Source organism: Pseudaminobacter salicylatoxidans (assembly GCF_003148475.1).
Classification (GTDB): domain Bacteria; phylum Pseudomonadota; class Alphaproteobacteria; order Rhizobiales; family Rhizobiaceae; genus Pseudaminobacter; species Pseudaminobacter salicylatoxidans.
This window is the reverse complement of sequence record NZ_QGGG01000019.1, coordinates 1-25,222: the sequence shown is the minus strand read 5'-3', so window position 1 is coordinate 25,222 and position 25,222 is coordinate 1. Positions and strand designations below refer to the sequence as shown.

Genomic DNA, 25,222 nt, shown 5'->3' with positions numbered 1-25,222 from the left:
CTTCCCTGAAAGTTTCAGGATTGGCTCCTGAGGAAGAACTGGTCCGCGCCCGCTATGGGCGCGGACCAGCGTGATTTGAACAGCTTTAGTTTTCTTAGGCTCCACTCCGCGCTAGCCGGCCGATGTTGGGGATATTAATGGATTGTGCCGAAACCGAAATGCCGAGGCATTCAGATTGGATTGAGCTTCGCCATCTCCGTTATTTTGTAGCTGCAGCCGAGCATGGAAGCTTTCGCAAAGCCGGCGCCGCACTCGGGCTTTCACAGTCGACAATAAGCCGGTGTATCGCCGACCTCGAAGACCAGATCGGCGCGTCTTTGTTTCACCGGCACACATGGGGCGTGTCGCAGACTTATGCCGGACAGCGTTTCCTTGTGCGAGCCAGGCAGGCCATCAGAACTGTCGGGATAGGAGCGCAAGATGTCGCCTCTGTCGGGCGATCCGAGCAAGGTCGTGTCAAGATCGGCATCTATTCCTCGATCGCTTCCGGCTTTCTTACTGAATTGCTGGTAAGCTTTGGCAAGCGCTACCGCAATGTCAGCATAGAGATGGTAGATGGGAACCCTGCCGAACATGTGGCGGCAATCCGGCAACTCAGCCTCGACGTCGCGTTCATTACCGGAACTCGGGAATGGCCAGACTGTGAACGCGCACCCTTGTGGTCGGAACGTGTGTTCGTTGTCCTGCCCGACAGTCACGCCCTGACCAAGAGGGAAGAACTGGTGTGGCGCGATCTCGCCGACGAAACCTTCATTGTGAGCGAAACCGCCCCAGGGCAGGAGATTCACGATCATTTGGTTCGCTGTTTGGCAGACCTCGGCCGGCATCCCGATATTCAGGTACAGCATATCAGCCGGGACAATCTCGTGCCATTGGTTGCGTTCGGCCGGGGGCTAACGCTGGTAAGCGAGGCCATGACCGTTGCACAGTTTCCTGGTGTTGTTTACCGGCCAATCCTCGGTGAGGTTCTGCCCTTCTCGGCCGTCTGGTCTGCAAGCAACGACAATCCCGCTTTCCGTCGGTTCCTTAGTCTGGCAAAGGCAATGGCCGTCAGACCTACACCTTTGGAGACCGGGCGGAGCGCCGTGCCTTCGCAAACCCCCGATCCGTAGCGATGAAGCGCTCCAGCATCGGCACTATCAGCCTGACGGGATCGGCGGCGGGCTGGCCGCTCTCGCGGGCGAGCACCTCGGCATAGGCGACCAGATCGCGGTGAAGCGGCGCGGGCAGCTCCACCATCACCTTGACGGGCTTGTCGTCGGGCAGCGGGCCGAGTTTCAGCTTGGTCATGGTCAACCTCCGGCGGGCTCGAATACAAGGTCGCGGGTGACGATGATCCTGACCGGGAAGCCCGGTCGGATGGTGAGCGTCGGCGCAACCTGCAACTGGCGCTGGACGATCTGCTGGCCGGCCTGATTGACGGTATCCTGCGCCCCGTCGCGGATGGCGCGGATCAGCCGATCTTCGTCGCTGGTCGCCAGCTCCGTGCCGACTGCGAGCAGCGTGGAGAGGCCAGCCGCCTTCATTAGATCCCACCAATGATAGTCGACGCCATCCTCAAGCCCGGCGTAGCCCGAAGCATCCGCGCCCGGCAGGCGCTCCAGAACGATGGAGCGGCCGCCCGGCAGGATCAGGCGATTCCACACCAAGAGCACCCTGCGCTGGCCGAAGGTCACGCCGTCATCGTATTGGCCGATGATGCGGGTGCCTTGCGGGATCAGCAACAGCGCGCCGGTCGGGCTGTCGTAGACGTTCTCGGTGACTTGCGCGGTGATCTGTCCGGGCAGATCGGAACGGATGCCGGTGATGAGCGCGGCCGGGATCACGGCCCCGGCCTGAAGGATATAGGGCGATGCCGGCGGCGCGACACGATCCGGGGCGACGGTTTGTCGATCCACCGGCCCGTTGAGGAAGGCGGCATGTCGGTTCTGCCCGGACCCATCGGGTTGTTGTCCGCCAATCCCGGCGATACCGGGCATGGCCGTTCCCGCTGTCCCGCCGGAACGCGGCCCCGACTGGAAGAACACGTTGCTGAGGCGGGCCGCTTCTTCCTCGGCAAGACGGCGCTGTTCCTCTGGATCAACGGCGGGCGTCGTGATCGCTGCCGGCATCACTGGCTGCCCTCTGTTCTGTGCCTCAAGGATCGGTCGGCCGAGATCGCCAGGCAGCGCCGGCCCCAGAACGGGGCCGGTGTAGTCGCGCGGCAGACCGGCTAGGCCGTCCGCTGTGGAACGATTTTCCGTTGAATACAGTTCTTCACCTCCAGGCCCTGCATCACGGATCTGGAGCGCATAGATCAGTGCGCCCGAGATGCCGAGAAGCGCGATCCCGCCAACGCCCGCCAGCACTCTCCTGGAAAGGCGAGTGACGCGGGGCGGTTCCGCACGAAGCCGCATGGGTGCGACGGTTTCGGTCTCACTCATGAGGACGATCCTCCTGTGGTCGTGCGGACCGGCGGGATCGCGGCCTGCGTTTGTTCCATACGAACGATCCTGACCACCTGCTGACGGTCGCCGCTGCCAAGGCGCAGCTCGGCCGCGCCGAAGAGGCGATCCACGATCAAAACGTTCTGGTGCACGCGGCTGTTGACGATCTGCGTTTCTCCGTTCGACCCGATGACGAACAGAGGCGGCATTTCGCCCTGCACGATACCGCGCGGGAAAACGACATAAACACGGCGGCCATCGTCGAAGACGGAAACAGGTCGCCATGGCGGGCTGTCGCCCCGCACCTGCAATCCGTAGCGATAATTACGGGCTGCCTCGGCGGGGATGGCGGGCGTGGTCGGCGTGGTCACTCGGCTCCCTGCCGGCGGCGCGGGATAAGCCCATGCCACGGAAGGCATGTAGAGCGCTTCCCGCGCACGCAACTCGATCATGTAGGTGCGCCGGTCGGTGGTCACGACAAGGTTAGTGGAAATGTCCGGGCGCGTCGGTTTCACCAGGATATGGACACGACGGTTCGAGCCTGAGCCGCTTTCGGTGTCGCCGATGATCCAGCGCGTCGTGTCGCCTGCCGCAATCGGTCCCGCCCCGGTCAGGCTCTCGCCCGGCTCCAGCGCGATATTGGTGATCTGGCCGGGCGCTGCATAGACCTGATAGAGCGCACCTTCCGACCACGGATAGATCTGGATCGCGTTGTAGTAGCCTTCTCGGCGCGGCTCGACGCGGGCGGCGGCATTGGCGTTCTCGACGCGGCCGGTCGGCGTGCCGGCTGTGGTGCCGCCGCGCGCCACGGTCCATGCCGGGGGAACGTGCAGGGGCCGGGGCCGGTTGTCCGTGGCGGCGGCCTGCACGGTGGGCAGCGGCAACACGTCGGCGTCGTAGCTGAATTGCGGCGGCTTGTTGGTCGCGCAGCCCGTCAGCATGGTGGCGGAAAGCAGCAAAGCCGCGAAGGCGGGTTTAAGGAAAGCCGGAAACGCGGCTTCGCGGAAAGGCGTGCGGGTCATTGGCTCATCTCCCGCGACCAGTTGATCGCGTTGACGTAGATTCCAAGGGGATTGGCGCGCAGGCGCTCGGCGTTGCGCGGGGTCTGGATCACGATGGTGAGGATCGCGGTCCACCTCTCCGTGGTGGAGAGCTGCCCGTTCTCATAGTGGCGTTCGGTCCAGGCAACCCGAAAGCTATCCGGCGAAGCCCGGATGACGGATGACACCTCGACGGCGACCTGCTGGCGGCCGACGCGGGTAAAGGGATCGTTGTTGCGGGCGTAGTCGTTCAAGGCGGCCGCGCCGCGATCGGTAGTCCACTCATAGGCACGGAGCCAGTTCTGCCGGACAATGATCGCATCTGCCGGGATCGCGCGGACTTGCTCGATGAAGCGGCCGAGATGGAAGGCGATCTGTGGATCGGTGGGGCGATAGTCGGCAACAGCAGGCGCGACGGTTTGCGCTTGGCCGAGACTATCTACTTGTACGACCCAGGGCACGACCGTCCCGCGCGCCGATTGCCAGACAAGAGCGCTGGCAAAGCCTGCGGACAGGATCAGGCAGCCGAAGGCCATGTAGCGCCAGTTCCGTGCCTGCAAACGGGCTGAGCCAATCCGCTCATCCCAGACCTGTGCGGCCTTCTGGTAAGGTGTCTCCGGTTCTGGCGTCTTGCCGTAATGGGTTGCTGGTCGTTTGAAGATGTTCATGTGCGGTCACTTTCGGAAAGACTGACGGAGGAACCGCCGCCGTGGCTGTCGCCGGAACGGACGGCATGGGCGACGGTGGAAGCGCCATGGCTCATGGCCCGGCCGCGCTGCATGCGCTGTGCCCAGGCTGGCGGACTATCGGTGGTCGCAGGAGATACCGGCTCGCGGGATGTGGTGCCGCCGACCGTGCCCATCGAGGAGCTGCCACCGGAGGCTCCGAACCCGCCCTTGACGCCATCCGAATAACTGGATTTCAGGCTGTCGGTGGCGCGGGCGGCGGCATGCTTCAGGGGCGAGACGGTCGCTGACGCACCCGCGCGCGCTACACCGCCAAGCCCGGATGCGATACCGGCTGCGCCGGACCCGCCCATCGAGCCAAGGGTATAGGCTGATGAGGCAGCGCCGGCGGCGGAGGCGCCGCCGCGCGCGAATGCAGCACCACCGGAGAGTGCGGCGCCACCACCCTTCGCGGCGAGCATGGTCGCACCACCGGCAGCGATTGCCGCGCCACCAACGGCGAGACCCGTGCCGACAGCGGCACCGGCGCTGAGTTGCGGGCCACCAGACACGAGGCCCGTGGCGATGCCGGGTCCGAAAATGCCGAGGCCGAGAAGGGAAAGGGCCGCCAGCACGATGGCCATGGCATCATCGATCGTCGGCGTCGCGCCGCCGAAGCCGGCAGTAAATTGGCCGAAGAGCGTCGAACCGATACCGATGATGACGGCGAGGACCAGAACCTTGATACCACTGGAGATCACATTGCCGAGCACCCGTTCGGCCATGAAGGCGGTCTTGCCGAAGAGGCCGAAGGGAATCAGCACGAAGCCGGCGAGCGTGGTCAGCTTGAACTCGATCAGCGTCACGAAGAGCTGGATCGCCAGGATGAAGAAGGCGAGGATGACCAGCGCCCAGGCGAAGAACAGGCAGAGGATCTGCACGAGGTTTTCGAATACCGCGACCCAGCCCATCAGATCGGAGATGGATTCGAGCAGTGGCCGCCCGGCCTCGAGACCGGTCTGAGCGACGCGACCGGGTCGCAGAAGATCGGCGGCCGAAAACCCGGTGCCCGACGCCATCAGGCCAAGACCGGCAAAGCTCTCAAAGACGATCCGGGCGAGGTTGTTCCAGTTGGAAATGATGTAGGCGAAGACGCCGACGAACAGCGTCTTTTTCACCAGCCGGGCGACCACATCATCGTCAGCGCCCCATGCCCAAAACAGGGCGGCGAGTGTCACGTCGATGACAATGAGCGTCGTCGCGATAAAGGCAACCTCACCGCCAAGCAGGCCGAAGCCGGAGTCGATGTAGCTCGTGAAGATGCCAAGGAAGTTGTCGATGACCCCCGTTCCGCCCATGGTTTAACGCTCCCCGTTCGGGCCGGGAGCCGCCTGCGCGGGCGTCCGACCCAAGAAACGGTCACGGGTCTCGGACCAGGTGCGGAGGCAGTCAGGGTCACTAGCCGCGGCCTCACCCATTTGCTGGCAACGCCTCTGGTCGAGGCGCAGGGGATCGGGCGGAGTCTGACGCGCTGAAGCAGAAGGTGCTGGCGCGGGCGCTTCCTCGCGCGTCGTCTCGATGATCGCCGTGGTGATCGCAACAGCAACGAAAACGATGGCCGCGATCCGGGCCAGCACCTTTCTTTCCATGATCTTCTCCCCCGCCTCAGTTGAACATCTGTGCGTTGCCGGGCTGGTAGCCCGACCCCGGCGTCAGGAAGCGTTCGCGTTGGATGCGCCCCTGTTCGGCGGCGGTCGCCCGCTCCGCTTCCGACAAGGCATCGGCTCGGCCATTGGCCGAGATGACCGCGATCAGGTCGGAGAGCTGCTGCGATTGCAGGGCGAGGAGCTGGTTGCCGGCCTGGGTCGCCTGAAGCGCGCCGGTCGCTCCCTGGCTTTCGCCGACGAGCGTTGCCATCTCGGCACGGTTGGCGTCGATGTTGCCGACAACACCAGCCTGCACACGCATGGCGTCCTGCAAGCCGCCGACGGTGTTCTCCCAGCGAGAGCGGGCATCCGCGACCATTTGGGCGTCGGTCGCGGAGAGCGAGACATTGCCATATTGGCTCTGAAATGCCTGGTCGATCTGACCGACCTCGAAGGCGAGATTCTGCGCCTGGCCCAGAAGCTGCTGGGTGCGCTGAACGTTCTGCTGGAGCGCCTGAAGCGAACTGTGCGGCAGGCTCGCGAGGTTGCGGGCCTGGTTGATCAGCATCTGCGCCTCGTTCTGAAGCGAGGTGATCTGGTTGTTGATCTGCTCCAGGGTGCGAGCCGCCGTCAGCACGTTTTGCGCGTAGTTGGACGGATCATAGACAATGCGCCAGGCATGGGCCGGGCTCGTCAGCACGGGCGTGAGCGTGACGGGAAAGGCCAGCGTCAGCGCAAACATGGAGGCGCTGGCCATGCGAGAAATCCGGGGCATCGTGCGCGTCATGGGGTAATCTCCTCTTCTTCCAGGGTGAACTCGAACTCGTCCTCATCGAGAATGAGGGACGACAGATCGTCGCTTTCGGTGGCCAGATTGCTGAGGTCCGGGATCAGATCGGCGGCCCAGTCGACGCCGCGCGCTTTGAGCCATGCGGCGAGGAAGCCATCGCGGCCGTGTTCGGCGAAGATCTCGTCGATCAGCGCCTGATCGGATTTTGATGAAACCGCGCAGAGCGCGAGGCCGACCTCGGACAGGCCCAGCTCGAACAGCCGGTTGCCGCGCCGGGACTGGCAGTAATAGTCCCGCTTCGGTGTAGCCCGTGCGAGGATCTCGATCTGTCGGTCATTGAGGCCGAAGCGGCGATAGATCGTGGTGATCTGTGGCTCGATGGCCCGCTCGTTCGGCAGCAGAAGCCGCGTCGGGCAGCTTTCGATGATGGCCGGGGCAATCTTGCTACCATCTATGTCGGACAGGCTCTGCGTAGCGAAGATGACGCTGGCGTTCTTTTTGCGCAGGGTTTTCAGCCATTCGCGGAGCTGTTCCGCGAAGGCGTCGTCATCCAGCGCCAGCCAACCCTCGTCGATGATCAGCAGCGTCGGCCGCCCGTCCAATTTGCCGCCGATGCGATGAAACAGGTAGGACAGGACGGCAGGCGCCGCGCCGGTCCCGACAAGGCCCTCGATCTCGAACGCCTGCACATCGGCGGAGCCGAGATGTTCTGCCTCGGCATCGAGCAGTCGGCCATAGGGACCACCTACGCAATAGGCGCGCAGCGCCTGCTTCAGATCGTTGGACTGAAGCAGCACAGCAAGGCCGGTGATCGTCCGTTCCCCAACGGGCGCAGAGGCAAGCGAGGTCAGCGCCGTCCAGATGTGTTCCTTCACCTCCGGCGTGATCTGGATATTCTCGCGCATCAGGATCGCGACGATCCAATCAGCGGCCCAGGCACGTTCGGCCGTCTCGTGGATGCGCGCCAGCGGTTGCAGCGAAACAGAAGTCTCGGAAGCGTCGGTCAGCTCGCCGCCGAGATCATGCCAGTCCCCACCCATCGCGAGCGATACGGCGCGGATGCTGCCGCCAAAATCGAATGCGAAGACCTGCGATCGCGCGTAGCGGCGGAATTGCAGCGCCATCAGTGCCAGCAACACCGACTTGCCCGCGCCGGTCGGCCCAACGACAAGCGTATGGCCGACATCCCCGACATGCAGGGAAAACCGGAACGGGGTCGATCCTTCGGTTCTGCCGTAGAGCAGCGGGGGTGCGCCGAAGTGGTCGTCCCGTTCCGGCCCCGCCCACACGGCAGACGAAGGGACCATGTGGGCAAGGTTGAGCGTCGAGACTGGCGGTTGCCGGACATTGGCATAGGCGTGTCCGGGCAGGCTGCCGAGCCAGGCGTCGACGGCATTGACCGTCTCAACCATGACGCTGAAATCGCGGGACTGGATGATCTTCTCGACCAGCCGCAGCTTTTCGTCTGCGCGGCGGGCGTCCTCGTCCCAGACGGTGACGGTCGCCGTGACATAGGCCATGCCGGCGATGTCCGCGCCGAGTTCCTGCAAGGCCATGTCCGCATCGGCGGCCTTGTTCGCTGCATCAGTATCGACCAGCGCGGATTGCTCGTTGGTCATCACCTCTTTCAGGATGGCGGCGATGGACTTACGCTTGGCGAACCATTGCCGCCGGATCTTCGTCAGCAGCCGGGTCGCGTCAGTCTTGTCCATAAGGATGGCGCGGGTGGACCAGCGATAGGGAAACGCCAGCCGGTTCATCTCGTCGAGCAGGCCGGGTGTGGTCGTGCCCGGAAAGCCGGTGATGGTCAGTACCCGAAGGTGCTGATTGCCCAGGCGCGGCTCCAGCCCGCCGGTCAACGGCTGGTCAGCCAACAGCGCATCGAGATAGATCGGCGTCTCCGGCACGCAGACACGATGCCGATTGGTCGAGATCGTCGAATGGAGATAAGTCAGCGTCTCGGGATCATCGAGCCAGCGGCATTCGGGCATGAAGCCGTCGAGCAGCGCCAGCACGCGGTCGGTACGATCGGCAAAGCTGCGCGCCAATTCCCATGGATTTACACCCGAGGTCTCGCGCCCCTCATAAAGCCAGGATTCCGAACGCGCGGCGTCTTCGGCTGGAGGAAGCCACAGGAAGGTGAGAAAGTAGCCCGAGACGAAATGGCTGCCTTCCTCCTCGAAATCAGCTTTCCGCTCGGCATCGACCAGCGCCGAGGCCGGATCGGGGAAACGGCTCGCCGGGTAGATTGCAGCTTCCGACCGCTGTGCCTCGACGAAGATGGCCCAGCCCGAGCCAAGCCGGCGGAAGGCATTGTTCAGCCGTCCGGCCACCGCGACCAGCTCGGCCGCGACGGCGGAATCCAGGTCCGGCCCACGAAACTTTGCCGTGCGCTGGAACGAGCCGTCCTTGTTGAGGACAACACCCTCCCCCACAAGCGCCACCCAGGGCAGATAATCGGCAAGGCGGTATGCGGTGCGGCGGTATTCTGCAAGATTCATCATGGCACGTGCCTCACACCGAGAGATGGCCGGGAATACGGAGATGACGGCGCGCAACCTCGACGAAGAGCGGATCGCGTTTTGCCGCCCAGACGGCTGCAATGTGGCCGACCGCCCAGATCAGGATGCCGGCGAACCAGAGCTGGAGGCCGAGGCCCACGGCCCCGGCCAGCGTGCCATTCAGGATGGCGACGCTTCGCGGTGCGCCGCCGAGCAGGATCGGCTCGGTCAGGGCGCGGTGGACCGTCACGCTGAAGCCCGGCACTGCATCGAGCGCCTCGAAACTCGCCGCCATCACACCAGCGCTCCGCCCCCGAAGCTGAAGAACGAAAGGAAGAAGCTGGACGCGGCGAAGGCGATCGAGATGCCGAAGACGATCTGGATCAGGCGCCGGAAGCCGCCGCCGGTATCGCCGAATGCCAGCGTCAGGCCCGTGACGATGATGATGATCACCGCGACGATTTTGGCCACCGGCCCTTCAACGGATTCGAGGATGGACTGCAGCGGGGCCTCCCAGGGCATGGAGGAGCCCGAGGCAAAGGCCGGTGTCGTCATCAGGCTCACCCAGGCAAAGGTGGCGGCAGTTGCGACATGGTGACGGATAGGGAAGGCGCAACGGATCATGCAGGTTCTCCAGTGGTGTGAGTGGTGTCGGGTTCTGAAAAAGCGGGGGAAATCCGGTAGTCGCCGTCCGGCCCGAGCCCATTGACGCGGGCAAGTTCGGACAGCCGGCGCGCGGAGCCGCGACCGGAGAGGACAGCAACAAGATCGATGGTCTCCGCGATCATGGCGCGCGGCACGGTGACGACGGCTTCCTGGATAAGCTGTTCGAGGCGGCGCAGGGCACCGATGCCGGAACCGGCATGGATGGTGCCGATGCCGCCCGGATGGCCGGTGCCCCAGGCTTTGAGGAGATCGAGCGCCTCGGCGCCGCGCACCTCGCCGATGGGAATGCGGTCCGGGCGCAGGCGCAGCGACGACCGCACCAGATCAGACAAGCTGGCGACGCCATCCTTGGTCCGCATGGCGACGAGGTTGGGCGCGGCGCATTGCAGCTCTCTGGTATCTTCGATGATGACGACGCGATCATGCGTCTTCGCCACCTCGGCGAGCAGCGCATTGGTAAGGGTCGTCTTCCCGGTGGACGTGCCGCCCGCGACGAGAATGTTGGCGCGGGATGTGACAGCCGTGCGTAGCGTTTCCGCCTGGCCTGCGGTCATGATGGCGGCGGCCACATAATCTTCGAGCGTGAACACCGCGACTGCGGGTTTACGGATCGCGAAGGCGGGTGCCGCTACGACGGGCGGCAACAAACCCTCAAACCGCTCACCTGTTTCCGGCAATTCTGCCGAGACGCGCGGGCTCCGGGCATGCACTTCCACACCGACATGATGGGCGACCAGCCGCACGATGCGTTCCCCATCGGCAGCGGACAGCATCTCGCCGGTGTCGGCCAGCCCGGCGGACAGGCGGTCCACCCAGATCCGGCCATCGGGGTTCAGCATGACCTCGACAACGGACGGATCTTGCAACAAGGTTGAGATGGCAGGCCCGAGCGCCGTCCGGAGCATACGTGCGCCGCGGTCCACCGTTGCTTGTTTGTGTTTGATGCCTGCCATCTCGTCCCCGTTCCACCGGGGAGGCGAGAGACGATCCCCGGATGGGGATGACTAAAAGAGACCCAAAACGGGTTGGTTCAACAAGTATCTAGCGTCGTAGTAGTGTGGGTTAAAAATACAGGAGAACGGCGGTGTAGTCTGTCCCGCCTTGAACACTGCAAGCGACTCATAGCGATCTCCAGCCCAGCCAATTGATTCGATGAAAATGGCTGTTCGCGAGAGTTGTCCGTCTTCCGCCGCAGGAGCGGAGCGTGATTGGCAAGCGCAGGACAAAACGGAAATCCTGTGCTTCCTTGCGACGGGACTACCTGACGCAGACGTGTAGGCGGATAAGGTTGCAATGCGGGCCGTATGGGTGATGGTCGCTCAGGTCGCCTCCGTCCCACAGATGCGCATGATCGACATCAATCCGGCCCGTGAGCCGGCAAGCCGAGGATCCGGGCCATGAAGTTCGCTTACCTTTTCACCCTTCTGGTCCTTTCCATCCCGCCTGCAGCCATAGCACAGGAGCCGGGCGGCGGCGGGCCGGCGGTGAACCGCAGTGTCTTTGTCAGCGACACTATCGCGAGCGTCACAGCCGTGACGCAGGTGTTCGGGCGCAGCCAGAACGTGACCGCGGCCATCGTCGAATTCGCGGCCCCGCTGTCGGCCGCCGCCCTGTCGCCCGACAGCTTTGCCGTGGACGGCCGCCGCATCCTGTCGGTCCGGGTGACGACCGTGCCGGACCTCGACGCGCCCGCCGCGGATGGCCGCTTCGCAATCCTCGAACTCGATCCGGCGGACGAGGCCGCAGTCGTCTTCGCCCCCGGTGTGGACGAAGCGCCGCAGTTGATCGTGCATCTGGCAGCCCCGTTAACGCTGGCCGATGGCGGGGTGCTGGCAGCCACGGACAAGGGCGTCATCAACACCCGCGTTACCAACCTGATCGTCGACGATTTCCGCCAGTTCCGCTTCACCGATCCCGAAACCGGCCTGCTGCTGGACTACAACCTGTATATCCCCGCGGGCGCCGAGGCCGGGCAGGACTATCCGCTGGTGATGTTCCTGCACGATGCCGGCGTGACCGGATCGAACCCGCGCCGCACCCTGCAACAGGGGCTGGGCGCCGTGTCCTTCGCCAGCCCCGAGGATCAGGCGCGGCACCCGGCCTTTGTGCTGGCGCCGCAGTTCCCGGTGCCGCTGGCCAACGATGCCTCGCAGACCTCGGTCTATGTCGCGATGCTGCCGCGACTGCTGGAGGCGCTGGCCGCCGAGCATGCCATCGACCGCGACCGCATCTATACCACCGGCCAGTCGGGCGGCTGCATGACCAGCATCGCGCTGGGGGTGGCGCATCCCGACCTGTTCGCCGGCACCCTGTGCGTCGCCGGGCAATGGGACCCCGCCGTCACCGCGCCCTTGGCCCACGACAACCTCTGGGTCATCGTGTCCGAGGACGACACCAAGGCGTTCCCCGGCATGACCGCCATCATGGAGGTGCTAAAGGCCAACGGGGCCAAGGTCGCGCGCGGCAGCCTGGATGCCAGGGCCGCACCCAAGGCGCAGGCCGAGGCGGTGGCCGCCATCCGGGCGGCGGGGGCGGACAGCAACGTGTTCTTCACCACCTTTACCCCCGGCTCTGTGCTGCCCGAAGGCGGCGCAAACACGGGCGGCGCGGGCCATGTCAACACATGGATCTACGCCTACGACATCCCCGCCGTCCGCGACTGGCTGTTCGAGCAGCGTAGGTGAAACGGCCTCGCCCACATCTGATTCATTCTGACCGAACGCCGGAACCGGGTTCAAAGCTAAGGTCCGTTCAACTCTTCTGTTGACGGGTTTGCTCCGGCCATGTCCTCGGAAATCTCCTGCCGCAGCTTCGGCCCCTGTGCGAGACGGCGCCCGAGCGCGGTGATGAACGCCTCGTACCGCTCGCCAACCTTGGCCTTCGCCGCCTGCGCGGCAGGTTCCGGCAGGGCTGGCGTGGTCGTTAGCCAGAAGCGGATAAAGACGGCCAGGGTCTCGACGGCGATGCCTATGTCGCGCTCCGTTCGGCTCATGCGGCGGTCGAGTTGGTCGAGACGTCGGGCGATGATCGCTTCCCGGCGCTCTGCATCGTCCGGCGACAGGAACGAGGCGATGGCGGCTTCCGCGATCATGGATTGCGACTGATCCCGGCGCGCGGCGAAATCCGCCAGGATCTTCTCGATGTTCGGGTCCAGATAAACTGAGACCTTTTTCTTCTTCCGAGGGTTGGTCATAGCACTACAGATCCATGCCATCATTGGGGTCCATCGCCACTTGGCGCGCGATGCCTTGCACATGACGAATCATGCGTTGGTTCTGGACAACCTCCTCATCGAGGTCATCCGACAACCCAGCCTCAAACTCGTTCTCGATAGGCTTTTTCTTCTCCACCGGCTTCGCACGGCTGAGTTCCGGTTGCAGCCGGCGTTCGGATTCGGTGGGATCTTCATCATCGACCGATAGATCGGAAGAAGCCTCAGCGCTCTCCGGCCGCGCCGGGATCGGCAGCGAGGTCCAGTCGTCGGGACGGGCTTCGTCGGGCTGCTTCAATTCCGGTGGCGCCAGGAGGCGCTCCCGAAGCCGGGCATCTTCGTAATAGCGTGCTTTCGTCGCCCGGATCGGTGGGATGCCCGCCACCATGACGATCTCTTCGGTGGGCGGAAGCTGCATGATCTCGCCCGGTGTGAGCAACTGGCGGGCTGTCTCCGAGCGCGAGACCATGAGATGCCCGAGCCAGGGCGACAATCTGTGGCCAGCGTAGTTCTTCATGGCCTTCATCTCGGTGGCGGTGCCGAGGGCATCGGATACACGCTTGGCGGTGCGTTCGTCATTCGTCGCAAAGCTCACGCGGACATGGCAGTTGTCGAGGATCGAATTGTTCGGTCCATAGGCTTTCTCGATCTGGTTCAGCGACTGCGCGATCAGAAACGATTTCAGCCCGTAGCCCGCCATGAAGGCCAGGGCCGTCTCGAAGAAATCCAGCCGCCCCAAGGCCGGAAACTCGTCCAGCATCAGCAGCAGCCGGTGTCGCCCGACGTTCGCCTGCAGATCCTCGGTCAGGCGGCGGCCAACCTGATTCAGCAGCAACCGCATCAGCGGCTTGGTGCGGTTGATGTCGGACGGCGGCACGACAAGGTAGAGTGTGGTCGGTTGCTCGCCGCCGACTATATCGCTGATCCGCCAGTCGCACCGGCGCGTAACCTCGGCGACGACGGGGTCGCGATAAAGCCCCAGGAAAGACATGGCCGTCGACAAGACTCCCGAGCGTTCGTTGTCGGATTTGTTGAGCAGTTCGCGTGCTGCGCTGGCAACAACCGGGTGCGGCCCGGCCTCACCGAGATGCCGGGTTTCCATCATGGCGCGCAGTGTAGATTCGACCGGACGCTTCGGATCGGAAAGGAACCTGGCAACACCGGCCATGGTTTTGTTGGGCTCCGCATACAAAACATGCAGGATCGCGCCGACGAGAAGCGAATGGCTGGTCTTTTCCCAATGGTTCCGTTTGTCGAGGCTGCCTTCGGGATCGACGAGGATGTCGGCGATGTTCTGAACGTCCCGCACTTCCCACTCGCCGCGTCGCACCTCGAGCAGCGGATTGTAGGCCGAGGATTTGGAGTTGGTCGGGTCGAAGAGCAGGACACGGCCATGGCGCGACCGAAAGCCGGAGGTGAGCTGCCAGTTCTCACCCTTGATGTCATGGACGATGGCAGAGCCCGGCCAAGTCAGCAGCGACGGGACGACGAGGCCGACGCCTTTGCCGGATCGGGTCGGCGCGAAGCAGAGCACATGCTCCGGCCCGTCATGGCGCAGGTATTCCTTTTCGTAGCGGCCGAGAACCACGCCATCGGGATCGAGGAGGCCAGCGTCCTTGATCTCGTTCTTCTCGGCCCATCGTGCCGAGCCGTAGGTGGCAACGTTCTTGGCCTCGCGCGCCCGCCAGACCGACATGCCGATGGCGACGGCGATGGCGATGAAGCCGCCTGACGCTGCGATGATCCCGCCCTTGGCGAAGATCGGCGGCGCATAGGCTTCGTAGAAATACCACCACCAGAAGAGCGTGGGCGGATAATAGACCGGCACACCGAACAGCACGAACCAGGGCGGCCCGAGCTGCGGCTGATAGCCGAGGCTCCAGGCAACATACTGTGTCGCGCCCCAGGTGGTGACGAGGATGATGAGAAAGACAACGGTGATCTGTCCCCAGAGGATCTTGGTCGCGGACATTGCATTGGTCCTTTCCGGTTGAGGCTAGAGGCCGAGGCCGCGCTTGCGCCCGAAATCCCAATCGACGCCGCCATCGTCGCGGGCGACGCCGGAGACATGGCGGCCGATCTGCTTTTCGAGGGAGGGCGACCAAGGCACGAGCTGGAAGCCGAGGCCGTCATCGAGCATGGCGAAGCGCCCGGAAGCGAGGGCAAGGCGCTGGCGATAGGTGCCGGCGACATATTCGCCGCTTCCGGTGCGGTTGAACGGCATGCCGGTCTCGGAGGCGAGTTGCTCTCCGACTGCCCGCAGTTCCCGATTGCGGAGCGTGTTGAGCAGCCGGCGCGCGAAGACGACGCGGCCGCCCTGCCGCTCGGCGAGGTTTTCACCGATGAGATGCTCGGCACGCGCGTCCATCGCCTGACGGACTTCCGCGCCGAAACCGCTGTCCGACAGGGCAATAGGCTCGCGGGCGATGGCCTGCCGGTCGAGCCAGGTCGCGCCGGTGGCGCCGACCTGTGCGGCGAGATCGAGATCAGAGCGGACGGCCAGTGCGACCCGGCGCTGCCCGTTCGCATCCTCGTAGGCGCGCAACTCAACGATCGAACCGGGCGGGCTATCGCCGGCAGCGTCGATATGCGGCAGCTTGATGTGATGGCTGCGCCCATCGACGCCATCGACGACGGCATAGGCCGTGCCCTTCAGCTCGTCATCAAGTCCGCGCTCGACCAGGCGGCCGATGACGGGAACGTCGAGGCTCTCGCCTGCGAGGACATAGCTGGCCGAGCCCCGCTCGATGCCGCGCTCGGTCAGGGCACGGTGCATGCGCTTGATGATGTCGCCACGCTCGCCGAGTTCGCGCAGCACCTTTTCAGCCTCGGGCTTGATGAACCATTGCGAATGCCCGACCTGACCAGCCACGCCGAGGATTTCGAGGGTGCGCAGCCGACCGACCTTCAGCGTGTGAAGCGCATCTGGCTGCCGGTCGGCAAGCGGGGCGAGATCGAGTATGCCCGACTTCCCGGCATCGCGAACAAGCTGCCGGTCAAGTACCGTCCAGCGTTCCGCCTCGACCTGCCGCTCCAGATTGCGATGGATCTCCAGATCGGTACGCTGGCCGAGTTCCTGCGTGACGAGATCCTGCGCGCGGGCGCGCATGCCTTCCTTGATGTAGTCGCGGGAGATCACGAGGTCCTGACCGTCATCCGCGCGGCCGCGCAGGATGATATGAATATGGGGATTGTCGGTGTTCCAGTGATCGACGGCGACCCAATCGAGGCGCGTGCCGAGATCCTTCTCCATCTGGCCCATCAGCTCTCGGGCATGGGCCTTGAGGTCGGTCATGTCCGCCGCGTCCTCCGGGGAGACGATGAAGCGGAAATGATGCCGGTCATCCCCGCATCGCTCGGCGAAAGCGCGGGCATCCATGTCGTCGTTCTCCGGGCCGAACATCCGCGCCCTTCCCCCATCGCGGGTCACACCGTCGCGGCGCAGGTAATTGAGGTGCGCGCCGAGCGGGGCGGAACGTGCGGTATGACGCACCACGCGGGTCTTGATCACGACGATGCGCGAGCGCCCGGTGAGGAGACGATTGGCTTGGATACTGGCGTGCTGGCCGCGCCCGAAGCGGGATCGCTTGCCGGAGGTGATCTTGCCGGAGCGCGAGACCCGCCCGCCGGCCTTCTGCGCGGCGGCGAGCGCCTGGGCGATGAAAGGCCGGACCTGCTGCGCACGGGTCGAGCGGATGCGCCCCGGACGGATGCGGAACTCGCGCTCATCGGACATGGCGCTGGCCCGCACGGTGCAGAACAGGATGTAAATTCAAGAAGATGGGTGCGCAGCGCACGGTGCGCGCCAGCGCCGCACGGTGCGGAACGCACCGGAAAACCCCGCAAAAACAACCGCCCAACCGAAGCGCACCGTGCGCCTTTTTATCTCGCCATCTTCCGGTCGTGGTGCCTGCCGCCACCCCCAGCGCCGTCCATGATGCGCCAGAGCCCGATGCAGCGCGAAAAACTGCGGAGCCGCTCATGGTCGGTCCTCACCGGCATTGCGGGCGACGAAGAGCCCCTCGGGCTGCAAGTCGGTGAGCGCCTCGGGTGCCGCCGGAACGAGGGAATTGGTATCGTCCTGCGCGCGGTCGAGCGTAGCCGGATCGGCGGAGGAAGCGTCACCGCCGCGCGAAACGAAGAGCCCCGCCTCGCGCCAGTCGAGCGGCCTAGCGACAGCGGATGCGTCGCCCGAAGGCTGCTCGCCGAACAGCATGGGCGCAAGCGTAGCGACATAGGCGCGCGTTTCAGTGGGTAGCGGACGATCCGCCATCCGGTATTCGTCATAGCGGGCGGGACCGGCATTGTAGGCCGCGAGCATCGCGGCCACATTGCCGTAGCGGTCCCACATCTCACGCAGATAGGCGGTGCCTGCGAGGATATTGTCGCGCGGGTCATAAGGATCGCGGCCGAGACCATAGCGGATGCGCAGTTCGGCCCAGGTGTCGGGCATGACCTGCATCAGCCCCATCGCGCCTGCCGAAGACACGGCGCGCACATGGCCCGCACTTTCGGCCCGCATCACAGCGACAATCCATGCCGCCGGGATGCCGAAACGCTGCGATGCTTCGGTGATGTGCGCCGCGTGCGGATGCGCTGCTGAAGCGCGCGATAGTGGCAAGACCTGTGCAAGCACAGCGGGCGACGCGGCTGAGGTGAAGATAAGGCCGGAAAGAAGAAAGAGGAGCGCTGAGCGCCGGACGGTGGAATCGCGTCCGGCGCGTGCGCGGTGTCGGACCGCCGCCATTCAGTCCTCCTGCCGCTTTTTGGAAGGCAGGTTGGTGTGCAGCACCCAAGCGGAATCGTCGTCACCAGCCCGGAAGAGATTTGCGCGGAAAGTGCCGCCAAGGAGCGGGCTGTAGATCGTGATTGAGACGAACTCACCAGCGCGTTCACCGACATGTTTCCAGCCCGCTCCGATATCGAGGCCTTCGTCGCCGCCGAGCAGGACGCGATATTTCGGCGCGTTCTCGACCTCCGACGGCTCGGCGGGAACGAGCGCGATGTTTTCGCGGATGCCGAGCGTCCGAAACTCGCCTTCGAAGCCGGATTGAGTGCGTGTGAAATGTCCAATCTGGGCCATGATCGTGGTCTCCTGTTGTGCGGTGAGGTTGCGAATGACACGCCGTCACCGCATCGGCGCGCGCCAGACGAAGCGGCCATCGCCGTCTTCGTCGGTGAAAAGCGGGGTGGCCCGGCCGATCACGGTCGAGGCAGGCAGAGGGCCGAAATAGCGGCCGTCGAGACTGTCGCGGACATCCAGATTCATGAGGAAGAGTTGGCCCTCGGCGATGACGCGGCAGCCCTGCCAGACCGGCAGGTCGCGGCCGAATCTGTCGCGCTCCAACGCCTCGCCCATCTCGATCCCGTCCACGGTGATCGTGTGGCCGTTGCGGCATACGCGCTGTCCCGGCAAGCCGAGGACGCGCTTCAGGAGCGGCACGTCGCGGGCGACGTAGCCGCGCTCCATCATGAAGGCGGAGAGCGGTTCGGGCGGCATGACTGCGACCAGATCGGACACGTCGAGCCCATCCGCCGGAGCGATGGTGTAGAAGCCGATCGGCACGCTGGCCGATGCGTTCCAGACCAGTCTGGGCGCGATCTGGATACCGCTGGCGAGGGCGACAGTGAACACGGCCGCGACCGTCACGACGAGATAACGGGCGCGGGTCATAGCCCCATCCCCCGGCGGCGTAGCCATGCGGAATGGCGCTCCATCGTGTAGGGACGCGGCGCTTCGCCCGCGTTCATCCAGTGGGCGACATGGCGCCAGTGATCGGGATCGGCCTCGGCAGGATCGACTCCGAAGGCCTCGATCGCCTGGACATGGCGAAGAACGGACTCGACCTTGGGCCAGCCCTCGATCTTCAGCAGGATCTCGCCGCCCGGCCGCACGAAGGGCAGCGTCTGATAGGCGCTGCCGGGCGTTATCGCGCGCAGGATGTCGATACGCGAGATGACGGTGCCGTAGTCATTCGACGCCCAACGCACGAAAGCAAAGACTGCACCGGGAGAGAACGAGACGACGCGGCGGCTGCGGTCGAGAATCTGCTCACCAGTCGCGTGGCCGAACCTTATCCAGTATTCGATCTTCTTCTCCACCCACGTCAGTTCGACACGGGTGAGATCATCGTCATGGGAACCGATGCCAATCATGGGCGATCTCCTGACGTGTCGGGAAATTCGCGCGCGAGCAGTTCGCGCAGCATGTCGGCGACCGTGATGCCGCGATTGAACGCCGCAACCTTGATGCGGCCACGCATTGCGGGCGTGACGTCGATGGTCAGCCGGGCGGTGTTGGCCGGCGCAGTGCATTCGCGCGCTGTGGATGCGTCACCGGCCTTGATCCAGCCGTCCGGATCGGTCGGGCGCGCTGCAAAGCCGCGCCTGTCGCTGCGCACCGTCATGACGCGCCTCCGTCATGGAACGGCAGCACCGTGGCGATGCGCGCCCGCGCACGTTCGGCCATGTCAGGGTCGATCTCGCAGCCGATGTAGCGCCGGCCGGAGAGCCGGCAGGCTTCTCCGGCAGCGCCCGAACCGGCGAACCAGTCGCCGACCAGGCCGCCTTCCGGGCAACTGGTGCGGATAAGGATTTCCAGGAGTGCCGACGGCTTTTCGGTCGGATGGATTGCCCGGCCGTGGCAATTGCGTAAATAGATGACCGAACGCATCAGGCGCGGCCCGCCATCGTGGCTAACGTAATGCCCGGCGTCGATCTGGCCTGTATGGGGCGGGCGACGCTTGCGGCGAACCGTCCGCGCCGTTGCATCGGGCGTGGTCTGGACGTCGTTGTAGATGTCCCGCCAGGCCGTCTCGGCCGGGTAGAACTGCACGGCCAGCTCATGCACACGCTTGAAGCGGTCGGCATGAAACCCGGTGCCGTTCTGCTTTTCCCAGACGATCTCCTGCGCGATCCGCAAGCCGGCATCGGCGAAGCGGTCGGCGGTCGCCATGAAGCAGCGCAGCGAGCCGAAGACCCAGAGCGAGCCGGTCGGCCGGAGGGCGGCGCGCGCCAGCGCAATCCAGCCCTCGACGCGCCGATCCCAGGCGAGCGAGGTGTCGCCATAGGGCGGATCGGCAAGGATCATGTCATAGGGGGCGTGCCAGGGCATTTCTTCGCGGCAATCGCCGGTGAGGATGGTCATCGCGCGGCCCTCCCGATGCCCAGCCCTTCGATTTCGGTGGTGAGCGCCGCGATCTCGCGGGCGGCGGGAGACTGGCGGTCGATCTCGCGAACCAGCCGCCCGGCCTGCGCCGCGTCGGCGAAGACGACGCGCTGGCCGATGGCGGTGGCGAGCATCGGCGGATCGTGGTCGGCGAGTGTTTCGGCCGTCTCGCGGGCGATGACGGTGCGGGCGCCGCAGCGATTGAGCGCGAAGCGGGCGACGAGCTGGGGCCGGTAGATGCGGGCCTCTGCCAGGAGGGCCAGCATCTCGGCCGAGGCCCAGCCATCGAGAGGCGACGGTTGCACCGGGATCAGCACCAGGTCGGCGGCGAGAAGCGCGGAGCGCATGAGGCCGGCGACGCGGGGCGGGCCGTCGATGACGACGTGATCGGCATCGCGGGCCAGCTCCGGTGCTTCCCGGTGCAGCGTGTCGCGCGCGAGGCCGATGGTGCCGAAAAGCCGGGGCAGACCCTCGCGGGCACGCTGCTGCGACCAGTCGAGCGACGATCCCTGCGGATCGGCGTCGACCAAGGTGACGCGATTGCCTCGGCCGGCCAGTTCACCGGCGATGTGCAGCGCCAGTGTCGTCTTGCCGACGCCGCCTTTCTGGTTGAGGAGCGCGATGATCATTTGCCACCTCCCGGAAGATCGAGAGGAAGGCGTGGTGCTCCGGCGTCGTCGAGGCCTGTCGCCGCCTCCTGATCGGAGGCGGATCGAGATGCCGGAGGGGCGGCGGATGCCTTCTTCTTTGCCTCTACGCGGAGGCTTCGGGCGGTGTCGCGGATGAGGTTTTCCACATCGCGCGCGCGCTCTTCAAGGTTAGAGTCTATGTTAGACTCTAAGTTAAGGGCGCTATTTCGTGATTGTTTTCCGTGCATTAGGGCCGGTTTCGGTTCCCGATAGCACGATGGTCCGGTTCCCGATAGCACGATAGCCTGGGTTCCCGATAGCACGAGGCCATTCACAGGTTTTCCACAGGGCGGAACGGGCTCGAATGCGAGCAGCATCCGCCCGCCGATCTCGGCCTCCAGGAACAGCGTGTAGCCCGGCAGCGGCTGGCGGCGGATGATGTCGCGCAACTCGAAGGCGAAGCGCTTGAAGGGCGACAGGCTGCCGGATTTTTGGTGGAGGTGGTGGAAGTCGAAGCGCCAGCCACCCTGCTGACGGCCGCCGTGCTTGCGCACCAGGCGGTAGAGCCAGCGGTCGAGGCCGCCGGTCAGGTCGAAATAGGTCCGGTCAATGGTCAGCACGAGGGCATCGTCGAGGACGGCCTGGTAGAACCAGTCTGGCACGATCATCTCGATGCCGTCCGGGCGGCCGTTGCGATCGGTGCGCTCCTGCCACTCGTTGATCCAAGAGAAGCGGTGGCGGCGGCCTTCGGCCGGTTGCCGGATCGAGGTGGAAATCGTTGTCGATTGCAGCCGGTCGAGTGCGGCCTTCAGGCGCTGGTAGTCCCGAAGCGACGTGCCGCGACCGACATAGGTGAGGATTTCATAGGGCGTGGCGGCCATCAGCCGGGAAGTTCGGAGCCCGTTGTCGCGGGCTTCGACGATCTGGCTGGCGGCCCAGATCAGGATGTCGGCATCCCAGATGGTGGCCATGCCATGATCGGGGACCGCCTCGACCCTGATCGTGACGTTGCCGGCGGCGAAGTCGATGGGCGCAACGCGCTTCGACTTGGCGAGGGAGAAGAAGGGATAGGCCATGAGATCCTGCGCGTCTCGTGGAGCGAAGTCGCCCGGGAGCGCCCTGAACAGGTCGAGCTGCCCACGTTCGGCAAGGGAACGACGTCGCACCGTCATGAAGGGAACTGCGAGCGGTCAGCGCGCGTAGCGGCCGGCCCGGGGGCCGGAGCCGACCGATTGGCGTCTCGGCGGCGACACCCTCCCGCGCGGGTCGGAGGTGGACGTCACCGCGCCGCGATCGGCCCAGGTCTCCAGATCGTCGATCGCATAGACGACACGCCCGCCGAGCTTGCGATAGGCCGGGCCGGTGCCGTAGGTGCGGTGTTTTTCGAGGGTGCGGGCGGAGAGACTGAGGAATTCGGCGGCTTCCTTGGTGCGAAGAAAGCGCGGCGGCAAAACGACAGGTTCGTGCGGCATGGAACGGGCCTCCGTGGTGTTGAGACGGCCGCTGCGGATCAGCGGCGGGCAACGACCACGGTGGCGAAGAAGAACCGGCGAGTTGCAGGGCGAAATTGGGGGGTATCGAAATCGCCCACCATCGGGAGCGCGGAATCGCGTTAGCGGGGGCGGCGATGACGCAGGAGTTTCCGATAGCCGCCCGCGACCATGGATCGGGCATCGCGCAGGAGCGCCTTGATGGTATGACGGGCCGAGGATGCCTGCCATTCGTCACGGCTGAGTCTAGGAATGTTGAGGAGTTCTTCCGCGATCTCCTGCTGCGTTGCCCCGGCTTTATGGCCGTCGAAAGCGCGTAGCATCCGTCGCAGGCGTGCACGTTGCTGCCGGGTCAATCGTGTGTCCGGTGGGATCGCGCGGCCATGCAAAGCTGAGAGGAGCCGGCGAACGGCTTCAATACGGTCGAATCCGTCGAGATCAAGCGGGATGACGGCGACGGCGATTGTGCCGCCATCGATATTGCGGTCGAGGATCTGAAGATATTGCCCGTTGCCGAGAGCGAAGCGGAATTCTGCATCGGCGTCGCCCATCCGGAGATCGTGCCGCAAGTCTGCCGCAGGAGCATAATCAATATCGCCACCGATATCCGCAGGGGCTTCGGTCAGCACGACAACGCTTGTATCCTCCTGTGGAAGCCAGAAGACGGGGGCATCAGGAGGTGGCGTCTGGGGATCGACAGGGAAATCGCAGTCCCCACCGCTGACGGATATGGTCCCTCAGCGCGGTGGGGTCTCCACGGCCAGAGGCCGAAGCTTCAAAATCTGCGTCATAGCTGTCGTTTCGGCGGAGCCATTCCCAAGCCAGATCGGATGCCGTCATCACATCCAGATGCTCGTATTCCGCCGAGGAACGCCAGATCGATGCGTTGGGTGTCGTCATCGCAGCCTCCAGAGATTCGGTACAGGAATCTGGTAGGATTTACGATTCACCTTCGGGTTGAGTTAAGGAAGCCAGCCGCCGATCAACAGGTGATGCATGCCCCGCATCACGATCATGACTTCCGCTGGCTTTCGCGAACCAGCTCGCGATAGCCGCCCTCAGTCATCCAATGGGCGCGCGCAAGATGTGAGTCATGAATGAGACGACATCGTTCAGGATCGCGTTCGGGATCGAGTCCGAAGAGGATTCGCACCGCTTCACGCCAATCAGCACCGTCCCGCTCGGCGTCGAGAAGGCGCATATAAAGCTTCATATGCTCGCGATCATAAGAGGTGAGCGTATCACCGGAGGGTGGTTCGTCGACAAACGTCTGCGTGCCCTGTCCCATCATTCTCCTATACTCGCAGGTTACATGTTCGTTAACCGTCTCCCGTAGGAGGTAGCCATTTTCTCTAACAAGAATTGGTCATCACGCGATCCGCGACACTATCTTTGAACGTCGGTCCTGTCATGCAGGAGCAATACGCCTTCGCCCTTGTCTGTTGACAAGAGAACGATCCCGGCTGTTTCGAGGGCGCGGCGTACCTGATCGCGCGTCGACTCGAACACCTCAAGCCGGTTCTCGGATTCGAGGCGTTTGAGCGCAGTCAGCGATATGCGAGCCCTGTCAGCGAGCGTCTCCTGTGTCCATCCCAGCAGCGCGCGTGCGGCCCGTGATTGTCGGGCGGTGATCATACATGATCACCTCCCATTCGGACCTGCACACACTCCAGAACTACGACTAAAATAGTCGCTCCCAGATCAAACGTCATTCGGAATCTGAGAGGAACCCCCTTTTTCAGCGAAGTTTCTCGACATCGCCCGTTATCTGATTCGGTCGTCGGAAAGCACAGCCTCCAACGCTGTGAGAGGCCGATCTCACCGAATCATCTTTGGGGAGAGGAGGATGGGTTTGGGAAGGAGGGCGAGGGAACCGTCGCCTCCTTCCCATGGGAGGGTTCAAGGGAGGGGCTTCAGCCCTTCCCTTGGGGAGGATGTTTGAAGGAGGGGGCTTGCCCCTTCCTTCATGGGGAGAGTGTTGAGAGGGGGCTTGCCCCTCTTTCATCAGTCGAGGTGGCCGGTCGATCCGGCTGCCTCGGCTCATCGTTCAACGCAAGGAAGAGAGGCGGCGACAGCCGCCTCTCTTCCACGCACTATGAGCCATCGTTTCGATCGCAGCCGTGCAGGAGGGCGTAGATTGCCGAGATGTTGCCGTCGTCGTCGAAGCCATGCAGGTCTTCATAGCATTCCGGGTCAATGTCTTCGGGGTCGATTTCATGTGATGGAAATCTCATTGGTGGCAACTCCTTCGGGAGGGCCAAGCCGCTGGAGGAGAGAAAGACCCGTAGATCCCGATGGATTTGACCGAGGATGCGCCTGAACCCGACCATTCCCGACGGCACGACGTCCCAGAGATCGTAGTCGCCTTCCTCACACCAAAAGTCCTCGTAGTTCGCTCGGAAGTAGTAGAGTTCTTCGTCAAGGTCCGCGTCCTGCGACGGATCCGTATTGGTGAGGACGCGCCGCTCCGCCGCCAGCGCGCCCCGCGTGAAGGTGATGAACCGGCTGAGGAACTGCTCCACCCAGTCGTGAAGCACGCGCTCTGTTTCGGTCTCGCAACCAAGCCTGTTCGCCAGCACCATGATCCGCAAGCCGGTCGCGCTGGCGTAGAGTTTCAGAAAGTCGATATCACGCATAAGAAGCCTCCTTTTCGTTCTGACGAAAAGGTGTCCGCACCGTAGGCGCGAGGGGTCAGGGACCGCGGCACGCGGCCGCCAGCGGCGGCGAGTGGGGGAGCCGAATTTCTGGCGCGGCCCGCAGGGACGGGTCGGAAATTTGGGGGAATCACTCGTCCTTGACGCCGGAGTGGCGGGTGCACAATAGGATGTCAGAGAGAGAGGAGCCCGCGGCCCCGATCAGGGGCCGCGACCGCATGGGCCGGGGAAGTTTGGAGGGTGATCTGCCTCCGGTAAACGCCCTCGAATCGGCTTAGAGTTTTCCGCGCCATTTTCCTGGCTGGGAGAGGAGCGGAAGCGATGAAGGCATCGCAA

At 64.4% G+C, this 25,222-nt stretch carries 30 protein-coding genes; 2 read left to right on the top strand and 28 right to left on the bottom strand.

From position 1 onward, the window contains the following. Positions 1 to 137: 137 nt before the first annotated feature. Positions 138 to 1,112 (top strand): LysR family transcriptional regulator, encoded by a 975-nt coding sequence (locus C7441_RS20685; RefSeq protein WP_244916212.1) that lies wholly within the window; start codon positions 138 to 140, stop codon positions 1,110 to 1,112. On the opposite strand, the gene C7441_RS20680 is transcribed toward C7441_RS20685, so the two are convergent. From C7441_RS20680 to trbB, 11 genes are read right to left on the bottom strand one after another with little or no spacing between them, the layout of a single operon-like run. Beyond that, positions 1,057 to 1,290 carry a DUF2274 domain-containing protein gene (locus C7441_RS20680; protein ID WP_109614488.1) on the bottom strand — a complete coding sequence of 78 codons (234 nt, stop codon included), beginning with the start codon at positions 1,288 to 1,290 and terminating at the stop codon, positions 1,057 to 1,059. The two genes, C7441_RS20685 and C7441_RS20680, sit on opposite strands and share 56 nt — an antisense overlap. 2 nt (positions 1,291 to 1,292) lie before the next feature. Next, positions 1,293 to 2,423, bottom strand: a complete 1,131-nt coding sequence (locus C7441_RS20675) for a TraB/TrbI/VirB10 family type IV secretion system protein (protein ID WP_109614487.1) — start codon at positions 2,421 to 2,423, stop codon at positions 1,293 to 1,295. Beyond that, positions 2,420 to 3,448, bottom strand: a complete 1,029-nt coding sequence (gene trbG, locus C7441_RS20670) for a P-type conjugative transfer protein TrbG (RefSeq protein WP_109614486.1) — start codon at positions 3,446 to 3,448, stop codon at positions 2,420 to 2,422. Before trbG ends, C7441_RS20675 begins: the two co-directional genes overlap by 4 nt. After that, complete coding sequence (gene trbF / locus C7441_RS20665; protein ID WP_109614485.1) at positions 3,445 to 4,134, bottom strand: conjugal transfer protein TrbF; 690 nt, start codon at positions 4,132 to 4,134, stop codon at positions 3,445 to 3,447. The genes trbG and trbF overlap by 4 nt, the downstream gene beginning before the upstream one ends. Next, positions 4,131 to 5,489, bottom strand: coding sequence for a P-type conjugative transfer protein TrbL (gene trbL / locus C7441_RS20660; RefSeq protein WP_109614484.1), 1,359 nt, complete (start codon positions 5,487 to 5,489; stop codon positions 4,131 to 4,133). The genes trbF and trbL overlap by 4 nt, the downstream gene beginning before the upstream one ends. Positions 5,490 to 5,492: 3 nt before the next feature. Next, positions 5,493 to 5,780: a putative entry exclusion protein TrbK-alt gene (gene trbK-alt / locus C7441_RS20655; RefSeq protein ID WP_109614483.1), complete on the bottom strand. Its 288-nt coding sequence runs from the start codon at positions 5,778 to 5,780 to the stop codon at positions 5,493 to 5,495. Positions 5,781 to 5,796: 16 nt separating this feature from the next. Further along, positions 5,797 to 6,564: a P-type conjugative transfer protein TrbJ gene (gene trbJ, locus C7441_RS20650; protein WP_410000561.1), complete on the bottom strand. Its 768-nt coding sequence runs from the start codon at positions 6,562 to 6,564 to the stop codon at positions 5,797 to 5,799. Then, positions 6,561 to 9,071 (bottom strand): conjugal transfer protein TrbE, encoded by a 2,511-nt coding sequence (gene trbE / locus C7441_RS20645; protein WP_109614482.1) that lies wholly within the window; start codon positions 9,069 to 9,071, stop codon positions 6,561 to 6,563. The genes trbJ and trbE overlap by 4 nt, the downstream gene beginning before the upstream one ends. 10 nt (positions 9,072 to 9,081) lie before the next feature. Continuing rightward, positions 9,082 to 9,363: a VirB3 family type IV secretion system protein gene (locus C7441_RS20640; RefSeq protein ID WP_109614481.1), complete on the bottom strand. Its 282-nt coding sequence runs from the start codon at positions 9,361 to 9,363 to the stop codon at positions 9,082 to 9,084. Beyond that, positions 9,363 to 9,692, bottom strand: a complete 330-nt coding sequence (locus C7441_RS20635) for a TrbC/VirB2 family type IV secretion system protein (protein WP_109614480.1) — start codon at positions 9,690 to 9,692, stop codon at positions 9,363 to 9,365. Before C7441_RS20635 ends, C7441_RS20640 begins: the two co-directional genes overlap by 1 nt. Then, a complete protein-coding gene (gene trbB, locus C7441_RS20630) occupies positions 9,689 to 10,687 on the bottom strand; it encodes a P-type conjugative transfer ATPase TrbB (protein WP_109614479.1) in 999 nt (332 codons plus the stop codon). Before trbB ends, C7441_RS20635 begins: the two co-directional genes overlap by 4 nt. A 444-nt stretch (positions 10,688 to 11,131) precedes the next feature. Here trbB and C7441_RS20625 point away from each other — a divergent pair, with 444 nt between their 5' ends. Then, positions 11,132 to 12,418, top strand: a complete 1,287-nt coding sequence (locus C7441_RS20625; protein ID WP_109614478.1) for a prolyl oligopeptidase family serine peptidase — start codon at positions 11,132 to 11,134, stop codon at positions 12,416 to 12,418. Positions 12,419 to 12,474: 56 nt separating this feature from the next. On the opposite strand, the gene C7441_RS20620 is transcribed toward C7441_RS20625, so the two are convergent. The 17 genes from C7441_RS20620 to C7441_RS20540 form a co-directional block, all read right to left on the bottom strand. After that, positions 12,475 to 12,927, bottom strand: a complete 453-nt coding sequence (locus C7441_RS20620) for a CopG family transcriptional regulator (RefSeq protein WP_109614477.1) — start codon at positions 12,925 to 12,927, stop codon at positions 12,475 to 12,477. Between the two features lie 4 nt (positions 12,928 to 12,931). Continuing rightward, positions 12,932 to 14,917, bottom strand: coding sequence for a conjugal transfer protein TraG (locus C7441_RS20615; RefSeq protein WP_109614476.1), 1,986 nt, complete (start codon positions 14,915 to 14,917; stop codon positions 12,932 to 12,934). A 24-nt stretch (positions 14,918 to 14,941) separates the two neighbouring features. Beyond that, positions 14,942 to 16,681, bottom strand: a complete 1,740-nt coding sequence (locus C7441_RS20610; protein WP_109614475.1) for a relaxase/mobilization nuclease domain-containing protein — start codon at positions 16,679 to 16,681, stop codon at positions 14,942 to 14,944. Positions 16,682 to 16,924: 243 nt separating this feature from the next. Next, a complete protein-coding gene (locus C7441_RS20605) occupies positions 16,925 to 17,692 on the bottom strand; it encodes a lytic transglycosylase domain-containing protein (protein ID WP_109614474.1) in 768 nt (255 codons plus the stop codon). Continuing rightward, the gene (locus tag C7441_RS20600) at positions 17,693 to 18,028 is read right to left on the bottom strand and encodes a DUF736 domain-containing protein (protein ID WP_109614473.1); all 336 of its coding nucleotides are present in this window, start codon (positions 18,026 to 18,028) and stop codon (positions 17,693 to 17,695) included. A 45-nt stretch (positions 18,029 to 18,073) separates the two neighbouring features. Next, positions 18,074 to 18,619, bottom strand: coding sequence for a S26 family signal peptidase (locus C7441_RS20595; protein WP_109614472.1), 546 nt, complete (start codon positions 18,617 to 18,619; stop codon positions 18,074 to 18,076). After that, the gene (locus tag C7441_RS20590) at positions 18,616 to 19,101 is read right to left on the bottom strand and encodes a DUF2840 domain-containing protein (RefSeq protein WP_109614471.1); all 486 of its coding nucleotides are present in this window, start codon (positions 19,099 to 19,101) and stop codon (positions 18,616 to 18,618) included. Before C7441_RS20590 ends, C7441_RS20595 begins: the two co-directional genes overlap by 4 nt. Further along, a complete protein-coding gene (locus C7441_RS20585) occupies positions 19,098 to 19,352 on the bottom strand; it encodes a hypothetical protein (RefSeq protein ID WP_109614470.1) in 255 nt (84 codons plus the stop codon). Before C7441_RS20585 ends, C7441_RS20590 begins: the two co-directional genes overlap by 4 nt. Further along, positions 19,349 to 20,092, bottom strand: coding sequence for a DNA-methyltransferase (locus C7441_RS20580; protein ID WP_109614469.1), 744 nt, complete (start codon positions 20,090 to 20,092; stop codon positions 19,349 to 19,351). The genes C7441_RS20585 and C7441_RS20580 overlap by 4 nt, the downstream gene beginning before the upstream one ends. Further along, entirely contained in the window at positions 20,089 to 20,742 is a 654-nt protein-coding gene (gene parA, locus C7441_RS20575; protein WP_109614468.1) for a ParA family partition ATPase, read from the bottom strand. Before parA ends, C7441_RS20580 begins: the two co-directional genes overlap by 4 nt. Further along, the gene (locus tag C7441_RS20570; RefSeq protein ID WP_109614467.1) at positions 20,739 to 21,914 is read right to left on the bottom strand and encodes a replication initiator protein A; all 1,176 of its coding nucleotides are present in this window, start codon (positions 21,912 to 21,914) and stop codon (positions 20,739 to 20,741) included. Before C7441_RS20570 ends, parA begins: the two co-directional genes overlap by 4 nt. Before the next feature lie 18 nt (positions 21,915 to 21,932). Beyond that, the gene (locus C7441_RS20565; RefSeq protein ID WP_109614466.1) at positions 21,933 to 22,214 is read right to left on the bottom strand and encodes a helix-turn-helix transcriptional regulator; all 282 of its coding nucleotides are present in this window, start codon (positions 22,212 to 22,214) and stop codon (positions 21,933 to 21,935) included. Positions 22,215 to 22,354: 140 nt separating this feature from the next. Next, the gene (locus C7441_RS20560; RefSeq protein WP_244916211.1) at positions 22,355 to 22,861 is read right to left on the bottom strand and encodes a DUF2285 domain-containing protein; all 507 of its coding nucleotides are present in this window, start codon (positions 22,859 to 22,861) and stop codon (positions 22,355 to 22,357) included. Positions 22,862 to 22,904: 43 nt separating this feature from the next. Then, entirely contained in the window at positions 22,905 to 23,132 is a 228-nt protein-coding gene (locus C7441_RS24440; RefSeq protein ID WP_109614464.1) for a transcriptional regulator domain-containing protein, read from the bottom strand. A 112-nt stretch (positions 23,133 to 23,244) separates the two neighbouring features. Then, complete coding sequence (locus tag C7441_RS20550; protein WP_170125212.1) at positions 23,245 to 23,520, bottom strand: DNA -binding domain-containing protein; 276 nt, start codon at positions 23,518 to 23,520, stop codon at positions 23,245 to 23,247. A gap of 98 nt (positions 23,521 to 23,618) precedes the next feature. After that, complete coding sequence (locus C7441_RS20545; protein WP_109614462.1) at positions 23,619 to 23,867, bottom strand: helix-turn-helix domain-containing protein; 249 nt, start codon at positions 23,865 to 23,867, stop codon at positions 23,619 to 23,621. 458 nt (positions 23,868 to 24,325) lie between these two features. Beyond that, a complete protein-coding gene (locus C7441_RS20540) occupies positions 24,326 to 24,868 on the bottom strand; it encodes a hypothetical protein (RefSeq protein WP_109614461.1) in 543 nt (180 codons plus the stop codon). Positions 24,869 to 25,222: the final 354 nt, after the last annotated feature.

Bases quoted from the DNA above. Each gene is read 5' to 3' on its own strand.
- C7441_RS20685 (WP_244916212.1), top strand. From the start codon at position 138: ATGGATTGTGCCGAAACCGAAATGCCGAGGCATTCAGATTGGATTGAG.
- C7441_RS20680 (WP_109614488.1), bottom strand. From the start codon at position 1,290: ATGACCAAGCTGAAACTCGGCCCGCTGCCCGACGACAAGCCCGTCAAG.
- C7441_RS20675 (WP_109614487.1), bottom strand. From the start codon at position 2,423: ATGAGTGAGACCGAAACCGTCGCACCCATGCGGCTTCGTGCGGAACCG.
- trbG (WP_109614486.1), bottom strand. From the start codon at position 3,448: ATGACCCGCACGCCTTTCCGCGAAGCCGCGTTTCCGGCTTTCCTTAAA.
- trbF (WP_109614485.1), bottom strand. From the start codon at position 4,134: ATGAACATCTTCAAACGACCAGCAACCCATTACGGCAAGACGCCAGAA.
- trbL (WP_109614484.1), bottom strand. From the start codon at position 5,489: ATGGGCGGAACGGGGGTCATCGACAACTTCCTTGGCATCTTCACGAGC.
- trbK-alt (WP_109614483.1), bottom strand. From the start codon at position 5,780: ATGGAAAGAAAGGTGCTGGCCCGGATCGCGGCCATCGTTTTCGTTGCT.
- trbJ (WP_410000561.1), bottom strand. From the start codon at position 6,564: ATGACGCGCACGATGCCCCGGATTTCTCGCATGGCCAGCGCCTCCATG.
- trbE (WP_109614482.1), bottom strand. From the start codon at position 9,071: ATGATGAATCTTGCAGAATACCGCCGCACCGCATACCGCCTTGCCGAT.
- C7441_RS20640 (WP_109614481.1), bottom strand. From the start codon at position 9,363: ATGGCGGCGAGTTTCGAGGCGCTCGATGCAGTGCCGGGCTTCAGCGTG.
- C7441_RS20635 (WP_109614480.1), bottom strand. From the start codon at position 9,692: ATGATCCGTTGCGCCTTCCCTATCCGTCACCATGTCGCAACTGCCGCC.
- trbB (WP_109614479.1), bottom strand. From the start codon at position 10,687: ATGGCAGGCATCAAACACAAACAAGCAACGGTGGACCGCGGCGCACGT.
- C7441_RS20625 (WP_109614478.1), top strand. From the start codon at position 11,132: ATGAAGTTCGCTTACCTTTTCACCCTTCTGGTCCTTTCCATCCCGCCT.
- C7441_RS20620 (WP_109614477.1), bottom strand. From the start codon at position 12,927: ATGACCAACCCTCGGAAGAAGAAAAAGGTCTCAGTTTATCTGGACCCG.
- C7441_RS20615 (WP_109614476.1), bottom strand. From the start codon at position 14,917: ATGTCCGCGACCAAGATCCTCTGGGGACAGATCACCGTTGTCTTTCTC.
- C7441_RS20610 (WP_109614475.1), bottom strand. From the start codon at position 16,681: ATGTCCGATGAGCGCGAGTTCCGCATCCGTCCGGGGCGCATCCGCTCG.
- C7441_RS20605 (WP_109614474.1), bottom strand. From the start codon at position 17,692: ATGGCGGCGGTCCGACACCGCGCACGCGCCGGACGCGATTCCACCGTC.
- C7441_RS20600 (WP_109614473.1), bottom strand. From the start codon at position 18,028: ATGGCCCAGATTGGACATTTCACACGCACTCAATCCGGCTTCGAAGGC.
- C7441_RS20595 (WP_109614472.1), bottom strand. From the start codon at position 18,619: ATGACCCGCGCCCGTTATCTCGTCGTGACGGTCGCGGCCGTGTTCACT.
- C7441_RS20590 (WP_109614471.1), bottom strand. From the start codon at position 19,101: ATGATTGGCATCGGTTCCCATGACGATGATCTCACCCGTGTCGAACTG.
- C7441_RS20585 (WP_109614470.1), bottom strand. From the start codon at position 19,352: ATGACGGTGCGCAGCGACAGGCGCGGCTTTGCAGCGCGCCCGACCGAT.
- C7441_RS20580 (WP_109614469.1), bottom strand. From the start codon at position 20,092: ATGACCATCCTCACCGGCGATTGCCGCGAAGAAATGCCCTGGCACGCC.
- parA (WP_109614468.1), bottom strand. From the start codon at position 20,742: ATGATCATCGCGCTCCTCAACCAGAAAGGCGGCGTCGGCAAGACGACA.
- C7441_RS20570 (WP_109614467.1), bottom strand. From the start codon at position 21,914: ATGACGGTGCGACGTCGTTCCCTTGCCGAACGTGGGCAGCTCGACCTG.
- C7441_RS20565 (WP_109614466.1), bottom strand. From the start codon at position 22,214: ATGCCGCACGAACCTGTCGTTTTGCCGCCGCGCTTTCTTCGCACCAAG.
- C7441_RS24440 (WP_109614464.1), bottom strand. From the start codon at position 23,132: ATGACGACACCCAACGCATCGATCTGGCGTTCCTCGGCGGAATACGAG.
- C7441_RS20550 (WP_170125212.1), bottom strand. From the start codon at position 23,520: ATGGGACAGGGCACGCAGACGTTTGTCGACGAACCACCCTCCGGTGAT.
- C7441_RS20545 (WP_109614462.1), bottom strand. From the start codon at position 23,867: ATGATCACCGCCCGACAATCACGGGCCGCACGCGCGCTGCTGGGATGG.
- C7441_RS20540 (WP_109614461.1), bottom strand. From the start codon at position 24,868: ATGCGTGATATCGACTTTCTGAAACTCTACGCCAGCGCGACCGGCTTG.